At 68.2% G+C, this 20,823-nt stretch carries 19 protein-coding genes and 1 riboswitch; of the genes, 11 read left to right on the forward strand and 8 right to left on the reverse strand.

Features of this window, described 5'->3' with window-relative positions:
* Positions 1 to 186: 186 nt before the first annotated feature.
* Together nasA and C447_RS10340 are read right to left on the reverse strand one after the other, a co-directional pair.
* On the reverse strand, positions 187 to 2,265 hold the full coding sequence (nasA, locus tag C447_RS10335) for an assimilatory nitrate reductase NasA (protein ID WP_007693622.1): 2,079 nt from the start codon (positions 2,263 to 2,265) through the stop codon (positions 187 to 189).
* 230 nt (positions 2,266 to 2,495) lie between these two features.
* The gene (locus C447_RS10340) at positions 2,496 to 3,461 is read right to left on the reverse strand and encodes a nucleoside hydrolase (protein WP_007693624.1); all 966 of its coding nucleotides are present in this window, start codon (positions 3,459 to 3,461) and stop codon (positions 2,496 to 2,498) included.
* A 131-nt stretch (positions 3,462 to 3,592) separates the two neighbouring features.
* Here C447_RS10340 and gfo6 point away from each other — a divergent pair, with 131 nt between their 5' ends.
* The 8 genes from gfo6 to C447_RS10380 all read left to right on the forward strand — a co-directional run bounded on the left by gfo6 (position 3,593) and on the right by C447_RS10380 (position 11,814).
* Complete coding sequence (gene gfo6, locus C447_RS10345; protein WP_007693626.1) at positions 3,593 to 4,681, forward strand: D-xylose 1-dehydrogenase Gfo6; 1,089 nt, start codon at positions 3,593 to 3,595, stop codon at positions 4,679 to 4,681.
* Between the two features lie 65 nt (positions 4,682 to 4,746).
* Complete coding sequence (locus tag C447_RS10350) at positions 4,747 to 5,859, forward strand: Gfo/Idh/MocA family protein (protein ID WP_007693628.1); 1,113 nt, start codon at positions 4,747 to 4,749, stop codon at positions 5,857 to 5,859.
* An 86-nt stretch (positions 5,860 to 5,945) separates the two neighbouring features.
* On the forward strand, positions 5,946 to 7,403 hold the full coding sequence (locus C447_RS10355) for a substrate-binding domain-containing protein (protein ID WP_010612079.1): 1,458 nt from the start codon (positions 5,946 to 5,948) through the stop codon (positions 7,401 to 7,403).
* 3 nt (positions 7,404 to 7,406) lie between these two features.
* The gene (locus C447_RS10360; RefSeq protein ID WP_007693632.1) at positions 7,407 to 8,390 is read left to right on the forward strand and encodes a carbohydrate ABC transporter permease; all 984 of its coding nucleotides are present in this window, start codon (positions 7,407 to 7,409) and stop codon (positions 8,388 to 8,390) included.
* Position 8,391: 1 nt separating this feature from the next.
* Positions 8,392 to 9,327: a carbohydrate ABC transporter permease gene (locus C447_RS10365; protein ID WP_007693634.1), complete on the forward strand. Its 936-nt coding sequence runs from the start codon at positions 8,392 to 8,394 to the stop codon at positions 9,325 to 9,327.
* A 4-nt stretch (positions 9,328 to 9,331) separates the two neighbouring features.
* Positions 9,332 to 10,519 (forward strand): ABC transporter ATP-binding protein, encoded by a 1,188-nt coding sequence (locus C447_RS10370; protein ID WP_007693636.1) that lies wholly within the window; start codon positions 9,332 to 9,334, stop codon positions 10,517 to 10,519.
* Between the two features lie 2 nt (positions 10,520 to 10,521).
* Positions 10,522 to 10,725, forward strand: a complete 204-nt coding sequence (locus tag C447_RS10375; protein WP_007693638.1) for a hypothetical protein — start codon at positions 10,522 to 10,524, stop codon at positions 10,723 to 10,725.
* Between the two features lie 81 nt (positions 10,726 to 10,806).
* A complete protein-coding gene (locus C447_RS10380) occupies positions 10,807 to 11,814 on the forward strand; it encodes a Gfo/Idh/MocA family protein (protein ID WP_029601749.1) in 1,008 nt (335 codons plus the stop codon).
* Positions 11,815 to 11,852: 38 nt separating this feature from the next.
* Here C447_RS10380 and C447_RS10385 read toward each other — a convergent pair whose 3' ends face one another.
* Entirely contained in the window at positions 11,853 to 12,170 is a 318-nt protein-coding gene (locus C447_RS10385) for a hypothetical protein (RefSeq protein ID WP_007693641.1), read from the reverse strand.
* Positions 12,171 to 12,275: 105 nt separating this feature from the next.
* Between C447_RS10385 and tmcA the strand changes: the two genes are divergently transcribed.
* Positions 12,276 to 14,519: a tRNA(Met) cytidine acetyltransferase TmcA gene (gene tmcA, locus C447_RS10390; protein ID WP_007693643.1), complete on the forward strand. Its 2,244-nt coding sequence runs from the start codon at positions 12,276 to 12,278 to the stop codon at positions 14,517 to 14,519.
* Between the two features lie 10 nt (positions 14,520 to 14,529).
* Here tmcA and crcB (C447_RS10395) read toward each other — a convergent pair whose 3' ends face one another.
* Both crcB (C447_RS10395) and crcB (C447_RS10400) read right to left on the reverse strand, forming a co-directional pair.
* Positions 14,530 to 14,889 carry a fluoride efflux transporter CrcB gene (gene crcB, locus C447_RS10395; protein ID WP_007693645.1) on the reverse strand — a complete coding sequence of 120 codons (360 nt, stop codon included), beginning with the start codon at positions 14,887 to 14,889 and terminating at the stop codon, positions 14,530 to 14,532.
* A complete protein-coding gene (crcB, locus tag C447_RS10400; protein WP_007693647.1) occupies positions 14,886 to 15,287 on the reverse strand; it encodes a fluoride efflux transporter CrcB in 402 nt (133 codons plus the stop codon). Before crcB (C447_RS10400) ends, crcB (C447_RS10395) begins: the two co-directional genes overlap by 4 nt.
* A gap of 5 nt (positions 15,288 to 15,292) precedes the next feature.
* A riboswitch (Fluoride riboswitch) is annotated at positions 15,293 to 15,360 on the reverse strand.
* Between the two features lie 83 nt (positions 15,361 to 15,443).
* Here crcB (C447_RS10400) and C447_RS10405 point away from each other — a divergent pair.
* Positions 15,444 to 15,926, forward strand: a complete 483-nt coding sequence (locus C447_RS10405; protein ID WP_007693649.1) for a DUF456 domain-containing protein — start codon at positions 15,444 to 15,446, stop codon at positions 15,924 to 15,926.
* Between the two features lie 38 nt (positions 15,927 to 15,964).
* On the opposite strand, the gene C447_RS10410 is transcribed toward C447_RS10405, so the two are convergent.
* Positions 15,965 to 17,212: a Zn-dependent hydrolase gene (locus tag C447_RS10410; RefSeq protein ID WP_007693652.1), complete on the reverse strand. Its 1,248-nt coding sequence runs from the start codon at positions 17,210 to 17,212 to the stop codon at positions 15,965 to 15,967.
* Positions 17,213 to 17,340: 128 nt separating this feature from the next.
* Positions 17,341 to 18,603, reverse strand: coding sequence for an amidohydrolase (locus tag C447_RS10415; RefSeq protein WP_007693654.1), 1,263 nt, complete (start codon positions 18,601 to 18,603; stop codon positions 17,341 to 17,343).
* A gap of 107 nt (positions 18,604 to 18,710) precedes the next feature.
* Between C447_RS10415 and C447_RS10420 the strand changes: the two genes are divergently transcribed.
* Positions 18,711 to 19,526 carry a creatininase family protein gene (locus C447_RS10420; protein ID WP_007693655.1) on the forward strand — a complete coding sequence of 272 codons (816 nt, stop codon included), beginning with the start codon at positions 18,711 to 18,713 and terminating at the stop codon, positions 19,524 to 19,526.
* A 69-nt stretch (positions 19,527 to 19,595) separates the two neighbouring features.
* On the opposite strand, the gene C447_RS10425 is transcribed toward C447_RS10420, so the two are convergent.
* Entirely contained in the window at positions 19,596 to 20,765 is a 1,170-nt protein-coding gene (locus C447_RS10425) for a mandelate racemase/muconate lactonizing enzyme family protein (RefSeq protein WP_007693657.1), read from the reverse strand.
* Positions 20,766 to 20,823: the final 58 nt, after the last annotated feature.

The raw sequence follows: 20,823 nt of genomic DNA on the forward strand, positions 1-20,823 counted from the left end.
CGAGCGCCACGGCTCACGTTCGAAACTCGACGATCCTCGTTTTCGGACGCCCGGACGATTCGATGGCGAAATCGAACTCGTCCACATCTGAACGAGAGATAGTTCTCACCCACCAGACCATCCGCCCTACCCAAACCCACCTAATCCACCTACTCAACCCACCTGACCCACCCAATACTGGCCGACTCAGGCGGGTTTCGACGCCCACTGTTCGGCGACGACGAGTCGCACCGCGCACTGTTTGTAGTTCGGTTCCTTCGATTCGGGGTCGAGTGCCGGGATCGTCAACTCGTTCGTTACGGGGTGATGGACCGGCAACCAGACCAGTCCCTCGGGGACGGCGGGGTCCGGATCGAGGGTCACGGGCACCGACCCGCGGCGCGATTCGACCCGCGTATCCGGACTCGGGTCCGAGCCGATACCGTCGCCGAACGCCGCCACCGTCTCGGGGTTGACGCGGGCGACCGGCCTCGACGAATCGGATCCCTGCGAGCGGACGCCCGTGTTGTAGCGATCCGGCCGTCGTCCGGTCGTCAGCGTGAGCGGGTACGTCTCGGTGAGCGGCTCGGCGAGGTCGCCGGCGACACCCCACGAGAACCGCGCCCGGCCGGTCGGCATCGGGAACCGCCACTCGATTCCGTCCGCCGTTTCGCAGCAGTACCGGTAGCCGCCCGCCGAGTCGGTGTCGGGCGCAGGCCAGCGCACCGCGTGTTCGCGCTCCAGACGGTCGTAGCTGATCCCCGAGCAGTCGGCTGCCGTTCCCGCCGTGAGGTCGACGCACTCGTCGAACACCGCCGGTGGCGTGGTGGCCTCGAACAGCCCCGGCGAGAGCCGCTCGCCCACCGTCGTTATCAGCGCGAGGTCGGTCGGGACCCCGCCCGGGGCGTCGGTCGCGGCGCGAACCCGCGAGATCCGACGGTCCATGTTCGTCGTGGTCCCCTCGACCTCACCCCAGGTCGCCGCCGGCAACACCACGTCTGCGAACTCGACCGTCTCGTTCCGAAAGGCGTCTTGAACCACCAAGAACACGTCCTCGAACCGCTCGCGAACGGCGCGTTTGTCGGGCAGCGCCGTGACGGGGTTCGACGCGACCGTCCAGAGGGCGTCGACGTCCGTGCCGGCTCCCTCGACGACCCCGACGGGGCCAGGCCCGGACGTGTCCGGCAGGCGCTCGACGGGGATCCCCCAGTGGTCGGCGACGGTGGCGCGCTCGTCGGGGTCCGTGAAGTCACGGTGGCCCGGCCAGGTCCCCTTCGAGGAGAACGACCGCGCGCCGAGGGAGTTGGCCTGCCCGGCGAGCGAGAACGGGCCGCTTCCCGGTCTGAGATTCCCCGTCGCGAGACAGAGGTCGATCAGCGCTCCCGCCGTCTCGGTTCCCTGGACGCTCTGGTTGACGCCCATCCCCCAGTAGAGCAGGGTTCGCTGCGTGAGGGCGGCGGCGAGGGTCTCGACCGCATCGAGGGTGACGCCGGCTGCCGCGGCGGCGGTCGCCGGATCGGGAAGATCGCGAACGAGCTTCCCGAACCGCGTGGTCGCCCGTTCGATGAACGGCGCGTCGATCCGGTCGGTGTCGACGACCTGGGCGAGGACGGCACGCGCGAGCGCGAGGTCGCCGCCTGGGGCGGGACTGATGTGAGCCTCCGCCCGCTCGGCCGTCTCCGTCTCGACCGGATCCACCACGACCAGCTCGCTGCCGGGTCGATTCGCGCTGTCGTGAACCCAATCGAACAGTACCGGATGAGCGACGGCGGGATTCGCCCCCCACACGAGGTGGGTCTCCGCCTCGGGGATGTCGTCGTAGGTGCAGGGTGGCGCGTCGCTCCCGAACGCGTTGCGATAAGCGACGACGGCGCTCGCCATGCACAGGGTCGTGTTCGCGTCGTAGTTCTCGGTCCCGAACCCGCCGCGGGCGAGCTTTCCAAGCGCGTACGCCGCCTCGTTCGTCTGCTGGCCGCTTCCGAGGACGGCGAGTCGGTTCGGGTCGACCTCCAAAATCCTCTCGAACTCGTCGACGACCCGACCCATCGCCACGTCCCACGACGTCGGAACCAGTTCGTCGCCGTTCCTGACGAGGGGACGGGTCAACCGATCGCCACACGGGGCCTGCGTCTCGCCGGTACCGCGATGGCAGACGGCACCCTCGTTGACCGGATGGCCGGCGTCGCCGCGGACGGTGTCGAGACCCCGACCGGACGTGACGCCACGCTCGACGAACCCACAGCCGACCGCACACCGCATACAGGTCGTCGAGACGGGTCGGCTCACGCTACGGTCCCGTTCCCCCGCGTCGACTCCTTCGGGTTTGGCCCATCGTGAGATCCACGGAACGATCGGAACCGTCCAAACACGGTGTGCCATCCAACCATTTTGAGCGCGATACCGGCGAGATAGATATAAGAATGCCGGTGAAAATACGAAATATTACGTCGTGTATTCTCACCACACGTTCAATACATCGTTCCTTGGGATATCCTAATATTCCCGCCGCCGTCCGGTCATTCGAGCGCGGATTCCGGCGCGTCGCCGCGCAGCATCGCGCGGAACATCGCCTCGAAGCGCTCGCCGTCGAACGATTCGATCACCCTCGTTCGGGGTTCCTCCTCCGTCAGCCCGTTCTCGTCGACGGCCGAGTAGCCCCGCGTGAGTCCTTCGCGGTCGTCGACGGCGACGTGGTACGTTCCGGCTTCCTCCACCAGCGACGGCGCGACGACGGCCGCCATCGTGGCGGGGTCGGGCTGGGTCGCCACGTCCTCGCCGTGGGTCTCGCGGTTGAACGCCCGGCCCGCGTTCGCTATCTCGCCGAACAGCTCCCCGAACTCGGTCCCGATCCCCGCGAACTCGTCGAGGGTGTCGCCGTCGAAGGTGGCGTCGCGGACCGAGACGCCCCAGTCGAACAGCGTGACGTCGAGTTCGCGGACCACCTTCCGGGCGGCGTGGGGGTCGACCCAGAAGTTGTACTCGGCGGCCGGGGTGACGTTGCCGGGACAGTTCGCGTTCCCGCCCATCACCCAGACCGAATCGAGGAGCTCCCCGAGGTCGGGCTCCCGCCGGAGCGCGAGCGCGACGTTCGTCAGCGGCGCGAGGCAGACCAGGGTGAGCTCGCCGGGGTTCTCGCGCGCCCGCTCGACGATGAAGTCGGGGCCGTAGGCGTCGCCCGAGGGGATGTCGGTCTCGGGGAACCGTTCGCCGCCCAGCCCACCCTCGCCGTGGATGTGGTCGGCGTGCTCGAAGGGGACGAGCAACGGCCCCCTCGCCCCCTCGAAGACGGTCACGTCGTCCACCCCCGCGAGGTCGAGGGTGTACTTCGCGTTCTCGACCTGCCGGTCGAACGCGACGTTGCCCGCGCCGATCGTGACCCCCTCGATCGTGACCCGGTCGGTGGCGGCGGCGAGCAGGAGGGCCTGGCTGTCGTCGCCGGCGGTGTCGGTATCGACGATGACCTGGCGTGGTCGGTCGGACATGGCGGTGGTACCGTCGTCCGGGTGAAATACGTGCGCTTTCCCGACTCGCTGTCGATGGGTTCCCGGTCCCACGTCGGGACCCGCTCGGCCGGCTTCCGGTGGTATATTATGGGGACTCTCGTGGATGCCGTATGGAGCTTCAGCGGTACTTCGAGGGATTCAACGACCGCGACTGGGAACCCGAGGTCGAACCGGCGGACGGACCGCTCCGGCTCGCCATCGTCGGCCTCGGCGGCTACGCCCGCGACCGCGCGCTGCCGGCGATCGAACGGACGGCCCGGTGTGAGACGACGGTCGCCGTGAGCGGGTCGCCCGAAAAGGTCGAGACCGTCGCCTCGCGGTTCGACGTCGACCGCACGCTCGATTACGAGGCGTTCCACGCCGGCGAGGCCGCCGACGCCTACGACGCGGTCTACGTCTCGACGCCGCCGGCACACCACCTCGCGGCCGCCGAGACGGCCGCCGAGCACGGCAAGCACGTTCTGTGCGAGAAACCCATGGACGTGAACACGGAACGCGCCGAGCGGATGGTCGAGGTCTGTGACGACGCCGGCGTGGCGTTGATGGTCGCCTACCGGCTCCACGCCGAACCGGCCTACCGACGGCTCCGGGAGCTGATCGGGGACGGGTTCATCGGCGACCCGGTCCAGGTCCACGGCGCGTTCTCGCTCGACCTCCTCGGCCGAACGGAGGTCTCGGCGGCCGACGTCTGGCGGATCGACCCCGAGGTCGCCGGCGGCGGCGCGCTGATGGACCTCGGGATCTATCCCCTGAACACCGCCCGATTCCTGCTCGACGCCGACCCGGTCGCGGTCCAGGCGACGACGGCCGCCCCGGACGAGGCGTTCGACGGCGTCGACGAACACGTCGCGTTCCAGGTCTCCTTCCCGGACGACGCGGTGGGTTCGTTCTCGGCGAGCTTCAACGCCCACCGGGACAGCCAGCTGAAGGTCGTCGGAACCGAGGGGCGGGTGACCGTCGATTCGGCGTTCGGCGGGCTGGTCGACCGCGAGGTCGTCGTCGAGCGCGGCGAGATGCACGCCGCGTTCACGGGGCCGTACGTCGACGAGATCGAAGAGCAGTTCGAGTACTTCGGGACGCGGGTGCTGCACGGCGAACCGATCGAACCCGACGGCGTGCACGGACTGGTCGACATCGCGGTCGCCGACGCCGTCTACGAGTCGGCGGCGACCGGGGGTCGGGTCGGTCTCGACGGGTAGTTGGTGAAAACACGAGCCGGTGGCGGGACCCCGAAACCTAAGACGGCCTCGGCTGTAGCCCCGATATGGGACTCAAGATCGGCGTCCTCGGCTACCGGTTCATGGGCAAGGCTCACTCGAACGCGTTCGCGCGGCTCCCGCTGTTCTTCCCCGACGCGCCCGACGTCGAGCGCCACACCCTCGTCGGCCGCGACGAGGAGGCGCTCGCCGACGCCGCCGACCGGTTCGGCTTCGCACACACCGCGACGGACTGGGAGACCGCCATCGACGACGTCGACGTCTTCTACAACCTCGGCCCGAACCACGTCCACCCCGAACCGTCGATCGCGGCGCTCGAAGCCGACGTCCCAACCTTCTGCGAGAAACCGCTCGCACCGACGGTCGAGGACGCGGGACGGATGGCCGAGGCGGCGGCGGCGAGCGACGCGGTCGCGGGCTGTGCGTTCAACTACCGGTTCGTGCCGGCGATCCAGTACGCGAAGAACCTGATCGACGCGGGCGAGATCGGCGAGATACGACAGGTCCGCGGGAGCTACCTCCAGGACTGGGGGGCGGACCCCGAGGACCCCTGGACGTGGCGGATGGACGCGGACCTCGCGGGCGCGGGCGCGCTCGGCGACCTCGGGGCGCACACGGTTGACCTCGCGCGATTCCTCGTGAGCGATCAGGCAGGCGACATCGAGCGGGTGAGTGGGCACCTCGAAACGTTCGTCGAGGAGCGCCCGACGGGTGAGGGCGAGACCAAGCCCGTCACTGTCGACGACGCCTACACCGCACAAGCCGCGTTCGAGAACGGCGCGACGGGTACCTTCGAGGCCTCGCGGGTCGCGATGGGCCACAAGAACGACCACTCGATCGCGGTCCACGGGTCGGAGGGGAGCCTCGCGTTCTCGCTCGAACGCCTCAACGAACTCGAGGTGCTTCGGGGCGACGGGCGGGGGTACGAGACGGTGCTCGTGACCGACGAGAGCGACCCCTACGTCGAACACTGGTGGCCGCCGGGCCACGTCCTCGGCTGGGAGCACACGTTCGTCCACGAGGACTACGAGTTCCTCTCGGCGGTGCGCGACGGCGGGTCGTTCGAACCCTCCTTCGAGTCCGCCTTCGGCGTCCAGCGCGTGCTCGACGCGATCGAGCGGAGCGACACGGCCGGCGAGTGGGTCGACGTCGATGCGTAGTCGTCGGGCCCCCGTCCCTCGAAATGCCCCCACCTTCCCCTGGGCTTGCTGCCACTAGGTATAAGTAGGCGTATGCAGTCCTAACAATGATGAGAGATGAAGGCGATCCACAACGGATCCCGTCCGACCGGGACGTCTCCCGTCGGGCGTTCGTGAAGACGGCCGGTGTGGCGGGAGCCGCGGTCAGTCTCGCGGGTTGTACCGTCGGCGGAACGGAGACGAGTTCGAACTCCATCCGCTGGATAAGCAGCAACGATATGGCCGGCGAGAGCGACGCGGTCAAGCAGGCGCTCCGCAACGCGGGGATGTCGAACGACGTCGACCTCGAGATCGTGGCGGGACCGGCGAACACCGACCAGCGCCAGTCCCAGTACACCCGGTGGCTCTCCGCCGACCTCGAAGAGCCCGCCCTCCTCGATATGGACAGCGGCTGGGCGCTCAACTTCATCAACCGCGACCAGCTCCTCAACCTCAGCGACGAACTCCCCGAGAACCTCCTGAATCGGATCGAGAACAAGTACTTCTCGGCCAGCGTCAACACCGCGCGGGGCGACAACAACGACCTCTACGCGGTACCGATGTACCCCGACTTCGCCACCATGCTCTACCGAAAGGACCTGGTGCAGCAGGCGGGCTACAACCCCGAACAGGAGAACTGGGCGACCGAGTCGATGCGCTGGAAGAAGTTCTCGAAGGTCGTCGCGGACACCAAACGACAGTCGGGGGTCAACTACGGCTTCGGTTTCCAGGGCAACCTCTACGAGGGGCTCTCGTGCTGTGATTTCAACGAGTTCATGACGAGCTGGGGCGGGGCGTACTTCGGCGGTCGGGACACCCTGTTGGGCCCCGTCGGCGAGCGGCCCGTGACGGTGAACCAGGAGCCCGTTATCAACGCGATCAAGATGCTGAAGACGTTCGTCTTCGGCTCGAACGCGCCCGACACCCTGAACGGCTACGAACAGATCTCGCCGAACGCGGTGTTGAGCTGGATCGAGGACTCCTCGCTCTCGCCCTTCACCGCCGGGAACATGGTCGCGCTCCGCAACTGGCCCTACGCCATCGCGGCGGCCGGGGCCGAGGACGCGCTCGGGGACAGGCTCGGCGTGATGCCGATCCCCTACGCCGTCACCGAGCAACAATCGAACTTCAAGGACATCGGCGGACCGACGGCGGCGCTCGGTGGCTGGCACATCGGCGTGAACCCGAACACCCCCCAGCGGGAACAGGCGATGGAGGTGATCGAAGCGCTGACCCAGCCCTCCTTCCAGCTCGAACTGTTCGAGCTCCTCGGGCTCCTCCCGCCGAATCAGGAGCTCCTCAACACGCGGCGGGCGCGACAGATCCCGGTCGTCGGGAACTACATCGAGACGCTCCAGGTCGCGGGCCGGAACGCGATCCCGCGACCGGTGAGCGTGGTCTGGCCCCAGCAATCGGGCAAGATCGCCCAGCAGGTCCACGCGGGGATGGACGGCTCGACCCCGCCACAGCAGGCGATGGACACGCTCCAGAGCCAGCTCACCGCGATCGAAAACTACAACGGATAACCCATGGCAACGGAACAATCAACCGAACGAGGTGCACAGAGCGGCGGCGCGTACACCCGCCTGGTTCGCTGGGTGGAGGGCCTGAGCGAGGCGGCGTTCGCCTATCTCCTCCTGGTCCCCGCGTTTCTCGTGCTCGCGGTGATCGCCTTCTGGCCGCTGGTGAGCACGTTCAACATGTCGCTGCACGCCGACAGCATCAGCGGTGCGGCCCAGATCGGCGAGTTCGTCGGTTTCGAGAACTACGTCAACCTCCTCACCGGGAAGCTCGACACCGTCGCGCTGCCCCAGCCCTTCCTCGACCCCACACAGCCGTTCCAGAGCGCGCTCGTGGTCACCCTGATTTTCACCATCGCCAGCGTCTTCTTCGAGACGATCATCGGCTTCGGACAGGCGCTGGTGCTCGACCAGGACTTCCGCGGCCGGCGCTGGGTCCGGGTCGCGATCATCATCCCGTGGGCGGTCCCCATCGTGATCCAGGGGATGATCTTCTTCCTGCTCTTCCAACCCGGTATCGGCTTCGGCGTCGACATCGTCCAGGCGCTCGGGATGTCCGGCACCCCGCTGGTCGACAGCGCCGAGGCGCTTCCCATCCTGATCCTCGCCGACGTCTGGAAGACCAGCGCGTTCATGGCGCTGTTGATCCTCGCGGGGCTCCAGAGCGTCGACCGCAGCCTCTACGACGTCGCGAAGGTCGCCGGGGCCTCGCGGTGGCAGCAGTTCAAGATGATCACCTTCCCGCTGGTGCTGCCGACGGTGATCGTCGCGGTGCTCTTCCGGACGATCGACGCGATGCGGATCTACGGCCTGATCGAGACCACGTCGAGCTGTACCACGGTGCCCTCGCTGTCGTGCCTCGTGGTCTCGACGTTCAGCACGCGGCGGTACGGGACCGCTTCGGCGGTGGCGTTCGTGACGGCGGCGATCATCGGCATCGTGGTCTCGTTCTACATCGTCAAGTACTGGCGCGACTCCCAGGAGGGGATCTGAGATGGCGAGCGCACAGTCCGGGGACGCCCAGACCGACGACGACGCCGGACCGCTCACCCGGTGGGTCCAGGGGTCGATCAGCAACCCCGACCGGACCTACCGCGCGATGTTCTACGTCGTGACGATCTTCTTCCTCGTCACGACGCTGTTCCCGTTCTACTGGCTGATCGTGCTCGCGCTCACGCCCGAGAGCGCCATCGTGAACATGGGGCTGCTCCCGAAGGGATTCAACCCCGGGGCGTTCGTCACCATCTTCGAGCGTCTCCCGTTCCACATCTACCTCTTCAACAGCTTCGTGCTCGCGCTCGGGACGACGGTCATCGTCCTCGCGCTGGCGAGCCTCGCGGGCTACGTCTTCGGCCGGCTCTCCTTCCCCGGTCGGGGGCTGTTGATGATCCTCGTGCTCGCGATCTCGTACTTCCCGCCGGCGGCGTTCTTGCTCCCGCTGTTCCGGCTGTTCACCGGGAACGTCGAGATATTTGGCCTCAGCAGTCCGATGCTGTTCAACACGCCGGGCGCGATGGTGCTGCCGTTCAGCGCGCTGTTCCTCCCGCTGTCGATCTTCATCCTCACCACGTTCTACGGCCAGATCCCCGACGGGCTGGAGGACGCCGCGCGGGTCGAGGGCACCACCCGACTCGGCGCGCTCTTCCGGGTGATCATCCCGCTTTCGGCACCGGGCGTGGCCACCGCGGGCGTGCTCACCTTCATCAGCGTCTACAACGAGTTCTTCTTCTCCTTCCTGATGACCGACGGGCAAGCCCAGAACTGGGCCCCGCTCGTCTGGGGCATCCTGGGCTATCAGACCCAGTACACCGCATCGTACAACCTGATGGCGGCGGCGAGCATCGTCGGCGTCCTCCCGGTGGCGATCCTCGTGGTCGTCGCCCAGGAACGAATCGTCAGCGGTCTCACCAGCGGCGCGCTCAAGGAGTAACACCATGGCACAAGTCACCCTCAACAACGTCACGAAACGCTACGACGACATCGTTGCCGTCGACGACATGAACCTCGAGATCCCCGACGGCGAGTTCGTCACGCTCGTCGGCCCGTCGGGCTGTGGGAAGTCCACCACGATGGAGACCGTCGCCGGGCTCACGATCCCCACCGAGGGCGAGATCTACATCGGCGACCGGGAGGTCACGAACCTCCCGCCGAAGGACCGCGGCATCGCGATGGTCTTCCAGAACATCGCACTCTTCCCCCACATGGACGTCTACGACAACATCTCCTTCGGGCTCCGGCTCCGGAACTTCGACAAGGACGAGACCGACCGCCGGGTCGACCGCGCGGCCGAGACCGTCCAGATGGAGGGGATGCTCGACCGGATGCCGAGCGAGATGTCGGGCGGCCAGCGCCAGCGGGTCGCGATCGCCCGCGCGCTGGTGCGCGAACCCGACGTCTTCCTGATGGACGAACCGCTCGCCAACCTCGACGCCAAACTCAGAGTTCACATGCGGACCGAGCTCCAGCGGATCCACCGCGAGCTCGGGACCACCATCATCTACGTGACCCACGACCAGGCCGAGGCGATGACGATGTCGGATCGGATCGCGGTGATCAACGACGGCAAGCTCCAGCAGATCGCCCCGCCGCTGACCTGCTACAACGAGCCCGCGAACCAGTTCGTGGCGGGCTTCATCGGCTCGCCGAGCATGAACTTCCTGCGCGGGACGGTCGGGGGGAACGGCTTCGAATCCGAGTTCGTCGACGTCCAGTTCGACCCCGGAGCGATGAACGTGAGCCAGGACGAGCCGGTCACGATGGGGATCCGACCCGAGGACGTCTACCCAACCGATACGGCCGGATCGGTCGCGAACCCCACCACCGAGGTCGAGGTCACGACCGACGTGCTGGAGCCGATGGGCGATGAGATCTTCGTCTACCTCCTGCTCGCCGACGAGGCCGCCGACACGGACCTGGAGGACCCCGGAGCGGGCGGGAACCAGCTCCTGATGAGCGTCGACCCCGCCTCCGACATCAGCGAGGACCAGACGATGCGGGTGGTGCTCGATCGCGAGAAGGTCCACCTGTTCGACGCCGAGACGGGCGACGCGCTCGAACACGGGCTGGTGAAACCAACAGGGACCGAGAGCCCGACCGGCACCGAAGCCGAGGGCGACGACTGACGATGGTGACGGAGATCGGGCTGGTCTACGTCGTCGGGATGTCGTTGCTGTTCGTCTTCTGGGCCTACGGCCTCGTCTCGTTCGTGCTCGACGTCAAGCACAAGTTCGTCCCGCTCGCGCGCCAGTACGTCCGGGGGCGGCGCAACGAGAAGGAAGAGGCGGCGCGCGAGGCGGAACGAGAGGAGCGCGAACAGCAGCTCTACTGAAGGGAGTCGGGGAATCGACCTTCGCGGGCGATATCGCCACGATTCGCCACGCTTATGCGGTGTTCGCTCCCGTTCTCACGGGTGACAGACGACACTCGACTTCGAGTCGGTCTCATCGGAACGGGCTACATCGGAACCTTCGTCGGCGGCCAGTTCGACCGCCACCGCGACGCGACGGTGAGCGCCATCACCGAGATCGACGAGGAGCGCCGCGAGCGAACCGCGGAGTCGTTCTCGGTTCCGGAGGACACGCTCTACGACGACTACCGGGAGATGCTCGACGACGCCGCGCTCGACGCGATCCTCATCGGCACGCCCCACACCCTCCACTACGAGCAGGTGCTCGCGGGGCTCGACCACGGGCTCCACGTGTTCTGTGACAAACCGCTCGCGACGGACTTAGAGCACGCGACGGAGATCACCGAACGGTTCGAGGACTCGGATCGGACCCTGATGGTGGGCTATCAGCGCCACCTCAACCCCTCCTTCATCGCGGCCCGCGACCGGTTCGCGGAGTCGCCACCCCGATGGATCACGGCCGAAATCACCCAGAACTGGCTGCCGCGGTTCGTCGACGCCTGGCGGACCGACCCCGACCTCTCGGGCGGCGGGATGCTCTACGACACGGGCAGCCACCTCCTCGACGCGGTGCTCTGGACCAGCGGCCTCGACCCCGTGCGGGTCTCCTCGAAGATGACGTTCGTCGACGACGCGGAGCGCGTCGACAGCGAGGCCACGGTCCTGATCGAGTTCGCGAACGGCGCGACCGCGAACGTCACGGTTTCGGGCGATCTGCCCTGCGTCCGCGAGCACGTCCACCTCTGGGACGACGACGGCGCGGTCTCGCTCGACGGCCGCCAGTGGGAGCCCCGACAGGTCACCGAGATCGACGACGAGAACACCGAGTCCATCCCGTACATCGACCACGACAACCAGACCACCAAGGCCGAAGCGTTCATCACCGCGATCGAGAACGGCTCGGAACCGCCCGCGACGGCACGCGACGCGCTCGCCGTCACGGCAGTCACCGAGGCCGCCTACGAGTCCGCGCGCGCCGACGGCGACTGGGTCGACGTCGACCTCGACTGAGCCGGGCCCGTCGGAAGTTTCCGATCCTCAACTCCGCGCTACACGTTTCTGATGCCGAGCACGACCACGACGACACAGACGACCACCGCGACCAGCGTGACGCCGAGCAGGACCGGCCAGAGGGCGTCGAGCAGCGCCGGGCCGCCGGAGCGGACGACCCGCGACCCCGAATCGAGCGCGGTCGAGGCGGTGCTCGCGATGGCACCGCCGAACGCCGCCGCGACCACGACCGCCATCTGTACCAGTGAGCCGTACCGTCGCCAGGGCGACGTCTCGGTCTCCTCGTCGTCGGTATCGCCGCGAAAGCGCTCCCGGAGGCGGTGGAGTCGTTCCCGTACGGCATCCGCAGGGCTCATCTCGTCCCGAGTTCGTGACGGATCGACTAAAATTTTCGGTCGCTGTCAGAAGCCCGACGGCCCGGCGAACGACGCACCCATGTCGGTCCGTTCCCAGACGGTGGTATGACCGCCGACCTCGCGGCCGCGCTCCGCGACGAGGCACGCCGGGCGAACCAGCGTCGGCTCCTCGTGCTCGCGGGTGCGCACGAGGCGTGTCGCTCGGCGGCCCGCGAGGCCCTCGCCGGTGCCGGGATCGACGACGCCGCGACGACGCTGGTCGCCACTCGTGAGGGCGCAGCGCTCGGCTGCGAACGGGTCGCGCCGAAGAACGCCGACGCGCTCCTCGGGACCACCCGCGAGTGCGTGGTGCTCGACTGTCACGACGAGTGCCGCCCGAACGCGCTCGGTCGCGCGGTGGGTGCGGTCGACGGCGGCGGGCTGTTCGTCCTCCTCACCCCGCCGCTCGACGACTGGCCGGACCGACGGGACGGCTTCGACGCCACGCTCGCGGTGACGCCGTTCGACGCCGACGACGTGGCGGGGAACTTCAGAAGCCGCCTCGTGGAGACGCTCCGCACCCACCGCGGTATCGCCATCGTGGACGTCGATACCGGAACCGTCGAACGCGACGGCCGCACCGACCCGTCGCCACAATCTCCCGGATCCGCACCGTCGGTCCCCGTCGACAGCGAGTTCCCGCGCGCCGCCTACGAGGCGTGTCTGACCGCCGACCAGGCCGACTGTCTCGACGCGTTCGAGCGCCTCCGAACCCCCGGCAACGCGCTGGTGGTCGAGGCCGACCGGGGTCGCGGGAAGTCGAGCGCCGCCGGACTCGCGGCCGGCGCGTTCGCCGCCGCCGGGCAGCGGGTCGTCGTGACCGCACCGGGCTTCGAGAGCGCCGGTGCGGTCTTCGAGCGTGCACGAAGTCTCCTCGGTTCGATCGATGCGCTCGCGGGGTCGGACCGCGACGACCGACCGCACCGGGTCGACGCCGTGAGCGGCGGCCAGGTACGTTTCGAATCGCCGAGTGTCGCTGTCGAGAGCGCCGCCTCGGCCGACCTCGTCGTGGTCGACGAGGCCGCCGCCCTCCCCGTCGATCTCCTCGAGGGTTTCCTCGACACCCCGGCCGTCGCGTTCGTCACCACCGTCCACGGCTACGAGGGCGCGGGCCGCGGCTTCTCGGTCCGTTTTCGCGGCCGACTCGACGATTCCACCCTCGACGTCGCCGAGTCTCGGCTCGACGAGCCGATCAGGTACGCCGCGGGCGACCCGGTCGAGGTCTGGGCGTTCCGGGCGCTGTGTCTCGACGCGCGACCCCCGGTCGACCCGCTCGTCACCGACGCCACCCCGGGGACCGTGACGTACGAACGGCTGGATCCGAGGGGCCTGCTCGCGGACGAACACCGGCTCCGGGAGGCGTTCGGGCTGCTCGTCGCGGCCCACTACCGCACCGAACCGAACGACCTCGCGCGCCTGCTCGACGCGCCGAACGTCTCGGTGCACGTCCTGCTCCAGGAGGGCCACGTCGTCTCGGTCGCGTTGCTCGCACGCGAGGGCGGTCTCCCCGCCGACCGCCGCCGCGCGGTCTACGAGGGCAGCCGGATCAAAGGCCACCTCCTCCCGGACGTGCTCACGAGCCAGCTCCGCGACGAGGGGGCGGGGGTCACGGTGGGCCAGCGCGTGCTCCGGATCGCCACCCACGACGCGGCCCGCTCGCGCGGGCTCGGGTCGTGCCTCCTCGATTCGGTCCGCGAACGCATCGAGACCGACTGGCTCGGCGTTGGCTACGGCGCGACGCCGGAGCTGGTCGACTTCTGGCGGCGAAACGGCTTCTCGACGGTCTACCTCGCCACCACGCGCAACGAACGAAGCGGCGAACACTCCGTCCTGATGCTCGACCCGCTCACCGACGACGGGGAGGCCCTCCGCGACCGCCACGCGCAGTGGTTCGTCGAGCGGGTCGGCGGCACGCTCTCAGACTCGCTTCGGGAACTCGACCCCGACATCGTCCGGGCCGTTCTCGCCGCTACCCCCACTACCGCCGACCACGACTGCTCGCCCTACGAGTGGCGGGTCGTCGCGAGCGCGGCCCACGGCCCCGGGCTCGCGAAGACCCATCCCCACGTCTTCCGGCGGGTCGCGCTCGCCCACCTCACCGACCCCGGGAGCACCGCGCTGTCGGCCCGCGAGGAGCGGCTGCTGGTGATGCGCGTCCTCCAGTCACGACCCACTTCGGTGATCGCCGCCGAACTCGGCTACGACTCCCAGCGGGAGTGCCTCCGCGGGCTCGGGGACGCCTACGAATCCCTGATCGAACGCTACGGCGACGAGGCGGCACGGGCCGAACGCGCCCGCTACGTCGACTGAGTCGTTCCGCTCAGCCGACGAGCTGGAGGAGGAGCCACGCCAGCCCGATCGCCCCGAGCGAGCCGACGAGGTTCGCGGCGGCGTTCGCGACGGCCCGGTCCCAGTCGTCGGCCTCGGCCAGCTGGAAGGTCTCGACCGAGAACGACGAGAAGGTCGTGAACGAGCCGCAGGCCCCGGTACCGACGAGGAGCGCGACGTCGCCGCCCACGCCGGCGAACGTCACCAGTCCGAGCACGAAGCTCCCGACGACGTTGACCGTGAGCGTCCCAAGCGGGTAGTTCGCGTTCAGCCGCTGGCCGACGTAGCTCCGACAGAGCGCACCGATGGCCCCGCCGGTACCGACGAGGTGTGCGGGGTGGATGTCGATCACGCGCTCGCCCCCCGTTGGCCCGTCTCGACACGGCGGGCGAGCGCGCGGCCCGCGAACACGCCCGCGAAGCCGAGAACGTAGGTCGCGACGACGTTGCCGACCATCAGGAGCGGCGCGTCGAGGAGAACGGTTTGAACGCCGAACGTGCTGTAGGTCGTGAGCGAGGAGAGAAAGCCCGTGGTGAGGACCAATTGCGTCCGTTCGGCGAGGATCCCCGTGTAGATGGCCTCGTAGAGGACGAACCCGAGCACGAAACTCCCGAGGACGTTGACCGCGAGCGTCCCTACCGGTCCCGGGACCAGCGTGGCGACGAAGTATCTGCAGTTCGCGCCGGAGAAGCCGCCGATGGCGATCAGGACGACCGATTCGAGCGTTCGGAGCGGGTGGGTGTCGGGCATGGCTGGCTGGAGAAGGAGTCATCAGCTGGAAACCCAGCGGTTGGGGCAGGCGGACTCCATCGCCCGATGAAGCCCCTGGGCGGCTGGCGCATTTAGGCGTTGAGGAACGTCGCGAGAGGTCGGTGGAGTTTACTCCCGTCGCCCGGGAGACCGAACATGGTCGAACCCCTCGCGCTGGTCGCCCTCGGGGTCCTCGTGCTCGCCGTCGTCGGCAGCCTCTTTCCCCTGATACCGGGCGCGCTCCTCTCGCTCGTCGGCGTCTACGGCTACTGGTACGCCACGGGCTACACCCAGCCCGGGCTCGCGCTGCTCGCCGCGCTCACCGTCATCGGCGTGCTCGCGTTCGTCGCCGACTACTTCTCGGGGGCCATCTCGGCTGCCGCCGGTGGCGGGTCGCTGGTGACGAGCGCCCTCGCCGGGGTCGTGGGGCTCGTCCTCTTCTTCCTCACCGGCCCGCTCGGACTCGTGGTCGGGGTCGTCGTCACCGTCTTCGCCGCCGAGTTCTACCGCCACGGCGACCCGATCCGGGGTGCCCGAACCGCCGCCTACACCGTGGTCGGGATGCTCACCTCGACGGTCGTCCAGTTCCTGTTGACCCTCACGATACTCGTGGCGATGCTCGCCGTGGCGTTTCTCTGAACGGAATTGGAGCACTCGGCGACCGAGATCGACAGGAGTTACGACGTCGCCAGCACGCGAACGACGTCGGCGAGAACGTGGGTCGCGGTCGCGCAGTCCGACCAGTCCGTCCACTCCTGTGGCGAGTGCGAGACGCCGCCGACGGACGGGGCGAACAGGAGGCCGGCGTCGGTCACGCGTGCGACGTTCGCGGTGTCGTGCATCGCGGCCGAATGGAGCCCGATCGCGGAGACGTCACAGTCCCCCGCGGCCATCTCGACGGCGGCGATACAGTTCGGGCTCAGCGGTGTCGGCGGGACGTCGCGATACCGGTCGAGTTCGGTGACGACGCCGCGTTCGCGTTCGAGCCGTGCGAGGCTCGAACGACAGCCGGAGACGACGTCGTTCATGCGGTCGTGGTCGACGTCCCGGATGTCGAGTTCGAGACGTGCCTCGCCCGGGACGATGTTGCGGGCGTTCGGCTCGACCGTGAGCTCCCCGGCCGTTCCGACCGTCGTTCCGCTCTCGCGTGCGTGCTCGGTCGCGACGCGTTCGAGGTCGAGGACGAACTCCGCGGCGGCGCAGAACGCGTCCGTGCGGTCCCGCATCGCGGTCGATCCGGCGTGGTTCGCCTCGCCGTCGATCGTCACGGTGGCGTTCGCAATCCCAGTGATCGAGTCGACGACCCCGACCGTCGCGTTCGCCTCGACCAGTCGAGTGTCCTGCTCGATGTGGAGCTCCAGCCAGCCGTCCCACCCGCTCGCGTCGATCGTGTCCTCGCCGGCGAAGCCGATATCGCGAAGCCGATCCGCGAGCGAGATCCCGTCGTCGTCGACGAGTTCGAGTGCGTCCGTGGGGCTACAGCGGCCCGTCGCGACCGACGACCCGAGCGTTCCTCTCCCGAATCGTCCACCCTCTTCCTCGGTGAAGCAGACGACTTCGAGCGGCCGTCCCACGTCGGCGTCGCTCTCGCGGATCGAACGAACGGCTTCCAGCGCCCCATAGACGCCGAGCGGGCCGTCGAAGATCCCGCCGGTGTCGACCGAGTCGAGGTGGCTCCCGGCCGCTATCGGCGGGGTCGCGGGGTCACAGCCGACCGGCGTCCACTGACCGGCGATGTTGCCGACGCGGTCGACCCGGACATCGAGACCGGTGGCCTCCAGCCGTTCGACGAAGTACTCCCGTGCCCGCCGGTCGCTCTCGGTGCCGGTGAACAGCGTTCGTCCCCGGCCTTCCACCCCTGAGACGGCCCCGAACGAACCGTTCGTTTCGAGATCCGCTCGGAGACGCTCCTGGTCGACGTTCATGGACGGTCTCGGATTGCGGGGGAGATAACCCTGTACCTGCGATTCGAGCCACAGTCGTTTCCCGAACGAACCCGGATGATCTCGGACGAACCCGAATCCGAGAATCGGGGGCAGCGGCGGTGTCGAGCTCAGCAGTCGCGGATGGCCGCCGCGACGGTGTCGATACCGATCCCGAGGGAGGCCTCGTCGATGTCGAAGCGTGCGGTGTGATGGCCGTAGGGGTTGCTCGCTCCGATGCCGACGTAGGTCGCGTTCCCGCCCAGTTCCTGAACGCGTTCGATGAGATACGAGGCGTCCTCGCTCGCCCCGATGTCCTCCCGACGGGCGACCTCCGTCACGCCCTCGACCGACCGCGCGGCGTCCGCGACGATGTCGACCGCCGCCTCGTCCGCCGTGAACGTCGTCGTCTTCCCGTACAACGACGTCTCGACGGAGACCTCGTGCATTCCGGCGGCGTGTTCGACTATCCGTTCGACCTCCTCGAGCATGTACTCGTTTATCGCCGCCGTCTTCCCGCGGACCTCGACGCGCATCCGCGCCAGCTCGGAGATGACGTTCTGTGCGTTCGGCGAGTGGACCTGCCCGACGTTGACCCTGGTCGCGCCGTCCTCGTGGCGCGGGATCGCGTAGACGTTCTGGATGGCCGTCGTCGCGGCCTGCAACGCGTTCCTGCCCGCCTGTGGGGCCTTCCCCGCGTGGGACGACTCCCCGGTGAACACGACGTCCACCTTCGCGTTGGAGAGGGGCCGTTCGTAGCCGGCGACGACCCGACCGGTCTCGTTGTCCAGCCCGAGGTGGAGGGCGAACAGATAGTCGATACCGGTCAGATGCTCGGTTTCGCTCATCGGCAGCCCGCCGCGTCCGCCCTCCTCGGCGGGCTGGAAGAACACGCGGAGCGTTCCATCGAACGCGTCGCCGTCGTCGATCTCGCGGGCGACGCCGACCCCGATCGCGGTGTGGCCGTCGTGTCCACACGCGTGCATCTCGTCGGGGTGGCGGCTGGCGAATCCCTCGCTGACCGGGTAGTGTGACTCGTCGCTCGCCTCCGGGCGTTCGAGCGCGTCCATATCGACGCGGAGGCCGACGACGGGGCCGTCACCGAACGCCTTCTCGGCGACCAGTCCGGTGACGCCGTCCATTCGTTCGAGATAGGCCTCGGGTGCATCCTCGTCGCGGGCCCGCTGTTCGGCGGCTTCGACCTCGTCCGCGGAGGGCACACCGAGTCGTTGGTCGACGTCGATAGCGTCGCCACCGAGCGAGACCGTGTAGCCACGGTCCGCGAGTTCCTCGGCGACGAGCGCGGTCGTTCGGAACTCCTTCCAGCCCGCTTCGGGGTAGGTGTGGAGGTCACGACGGAGTTCGGTCGGGGTCAGGTCGCTGATCGCTGCCATATCCTCTCCCCCCGTGCAGCGTGTATAAACCTGCCCACTGTCGGCCGAGTCGCTGGATACCGTGTTCGTTGTGGAAGAGTGATATGGTCTCCCGGTGATGGTGGTGGATGGAGCATCACTGGGTCGGTGAACCGGCGGTGTCGTGGGCCGCGATGACCTACGCCAACGTTCTGGACGTCGCCGAGAGGGACGGCTCGATACTGGTCGTCCCCACTGGAAGCCTCGAACAGCACGGGTTCCACCTCCCGACCGCGACGGACTCGATCCTGGTGAACGCGGTCGCGCAGGAAGGCGCGACCCGGACCTCCGAGACGGTGCCGGTCGTCGTCACACCGCCGATCTGGACCGGTCGGTCGCCGCACCACCTCTCGCTCGGCGGCACCGTCTCGCTCGATACGCGGGGTTTGCTGGAAACGCTGCGTCAGGTCGCCGAGACGGCGCTTCGAAACGGATTCGACGCGCTGGTGTTCCTCAACGGCCACGGCGGGAACGCCTCCGTCGTCACCGACGCCGTCAGCGAGGTGGGGACCGCTCACCCATCCGTGGAAGTCCTTGGGCTCACGTACTTCTCGCTGGCCGCGGACGTCGTCGACGGGATCCGCGACAGCCCCACCGGCGGGGTCTCACACGGGGGCGAGTTCGAGACCTCCCTGATGCTACACGTCTGCCCGGAGCTGGTTCGCGAGGACCGGATCACCGGCACTCGCCGCGACGAACCTTACGACGCGGCTCGACAGGACCTGTTCGTCGACGGCCCGCTAGCGGTCCATCGCGAGTTCGACGAGTACAGCGACTCCGGGGCCGTCGGCGACCCGGAGCAGGCCAGCGACTCCAAGGGACGCGAGCTCTACGACCACATCGCGGCCAATCTCGGGGACCTGCTCACGGTGATTCACGACCAAAACGAGGCGCGTTCGAACTGACCCCTCGACGAGCGGTTCGGATGGTCGGCCCGCTCATCGAATCACGCTTTCAACCGCGTGTCGGGTGTTTCACTCGGGGTCGGCAGTCGGTTCGGACCGATACTCCTCGACTCGGTGTCGCTCGATCGCCTCGGTGTCGACGGTCACGCCCAGCCCGGGGTCGTCGGGCACGCTCAGCCGTCCGTCATCGAACTCGAACGGCGATTCGATGACGGCGTCCGCCCACGCGTAGTAGACCGTATCCGGCGGGAGGGCGATCGCCGGCGTCGTCGCGACCGTCTGCAGGATCGCCGCCGTCTTGATGCCCAGGTCGCGCCCCGAGTGGTGGGAGAGCGAGATGCCGAGCGCGGACGCGACACCGACCTGGCGTTTGAGTCGCAGGATGCCACCCATCGAGAGGAGTTCGACGACACCCACGTCGACCGCGTCCTCCCTGGCGAGGTGGAGCATGTTGTGTGGGTAGTAGAGGTCCTCGTTCACGGCGATCGGGGTCGTCAGCCGCTGTCGGAGCCGCTTGAGGGTGCCGAAACTGTCGACGCGGACCGGTTGTTCGAGATACTGGAGATAGATCTCGGCGTCCTCCAACCGTGCCCCCACTCGCACCGCGTCCTCGAAGCTGTAGCCCTGGTTCGGGTCCAGGCGGAACTCCAGTTCGCCGTCGACCGCGTCGTGCATGGCCCGGATACGCTCGACGTCGAAGCGCCAGTCCCGACCCGCCTTCGTCTTCAGCACCTCGAACCCGTTCTCGGCGGCCTGTCGCGCGATCCGTCGTGACTCCTCGATATCGACGACCCCGAGCGCGAACGCGAACGGCACCTCGTCGATGTACTTCCCGCCCAGGAGTCTGTGGACCGGCTCGCCGAGATGCTTCCCCCAGGCGTCCCACATCGCCATCTCCACGCCGGCGACGAAGGTCTGGACGTTCGCGTTGTAGTAGGCGAGCGTGAACGAGTTCCGGTCGATGGCCTGGAGGAAGGCTTCTATCTCCCAGACCTCCCGGCCGACGACGTACGGCGCGATCAGTTTCTCGAACACGGACCGGACCACGTCGACCGACCCCATCGTCGGGAGCATCTCACCCCAACCGGTGACCCCGTCGTCGGTCTCCAGCCGGAGGAGGACGCGTGGCTGCACCGACCGGCTGCTGTCCTGTCGTGCGTAGGAGCCGAGCCCCCCGTCCTCGCTTCGTGGGCTGAAGCGCACTTCGATGGGTATCGCCTCTAGGTCGGTGATCGTCATCTACCCTGCCCGCTCACCCCGCGGGGCTAAAAGTCATCGGTGAGCCGCGACGGCCGTC

Source organism: Halococcus hamelinensis 100A6 (assembly GCF_000336675.1).
Taxonomy (GTDB): domain Archaea; phylum Halobacteriota; class Halobacteria; order Halobacteriales; family Halococcaceae; genus Halococcus; species Halococcus hamelinensis.

Excerpts from the sequence above, each read along its gene's own strand:
- C447_RS10340 (WP_007693624.1), bottom strand. The coding sequence starts at position 3,461 with ATGTCCGACCGACCACGCCAGGTCATCGTCGATACCGACACCGCCGGC.
- gfo6 (WP_007693626.1), top strand. The coding sequence starts at position 3,593 with ATGGAGCTTCAGCGGTACTTCGAGGGATTCAACGACCGCGACTGGGAA.
- C447_RS10350 (WP_007693628.1), top strand. The coding sequence starts at position 4,747 with ATGGGACTCAAGATCGGCGTCCTCGGCTACCGGTTCATGGGCAAGGCT.
- C447_RS10355 (WP_010612079.1), top strand. The coding sequence starts at position 5,946 with ATGATGAGAGATGAAGGCGATCCACAACGGATCCCGTCCGACCGGGAC.
- C447_RS10360 (WP_007693632.1), top strand. The coding sequence starts at position 7,407 with ATGGCAACGGAACAATCAACCGAACGAGGTGCACAGAGCGGCGGCGCG.
- C447_RS10365 (WP_007693634.1), top strand. The coding sequence starts at position 8,392 with ATGGCGAGCGCACAGTCCGGGGACGCCCAGACCGACGACGACGCCGGA.
- C447_RS10370 (WP_007693636.1), top strand. The coding sequence starts at position 9,332 with ATGGCACAAGTCACCCTCAACAACGTCACGAAACGCTACGACGACATC.
- C447_RS10375 (WP_007693638.1), top strand. The coding sequence starts at position 10,522 with ATGGTGACGGAGATCGGGCTGGTCTACGTCGTCGGGATGTCGTTGCTG.
- C447_RS10385 (WP_007693641.1), bottom strand. The coding sequence starts at position 12,170 with ATGAGCCCTGCGGATGCCGTACGGGAACGACTCCACCGCCTCCGGGAG.
- tmcA (WP_007693643.1), top strand. The coding sequence starts at position 12,276 with ATGACCGCCGACCTCGCGGCCGCGCTCCGCGACGAGGCACGCCGGGCG.
- crcB (WP_007693647.1), bottom strand. The coding sequence starts at position 15,287 with ATGCCCGACACCCACCCGCTCCGAACGCTCGAATCGGTCGTCCTGATC.
- C447_RS10405 (WP_007693649.1), top strand. The coding sequence starts at position 15,444 with ATGGTCGAACCCCTCGCGCTGGTCGCCCTCGGGGTCCTCGTGCTCGCC.
- C447_RS10410 (WP_007693652.1), bottom strand. The coding sequence starts at position 17,212 with ATGAACGTCGACCAGGAGCGTCTCCGAGCGGATCTCGAAACGAACGGT.
- C447_RS10415 (WP_007693654.1), bottom strand. The coding sequence starts at position 18,603 with ATGGCAGCGATCAGCGACCTGACCCCGACCGAACTCCGTCGTGACCTC.
- C447_RS10420 (WP_007693655.1), top strand. The coding sequence starts at position 18,711 with ATGGAGCATCACTGGGTCGGTGAACCGGCGGTGTCGTGGGCCGCGATG.
- C447_RS10425 (WP_007693657.1), bottom strand. The coding sequence starts at position 20,765 with ATGACGATCACCGACCTAGAGGCGATACCCATCGAAGTGCGCTTCAGC.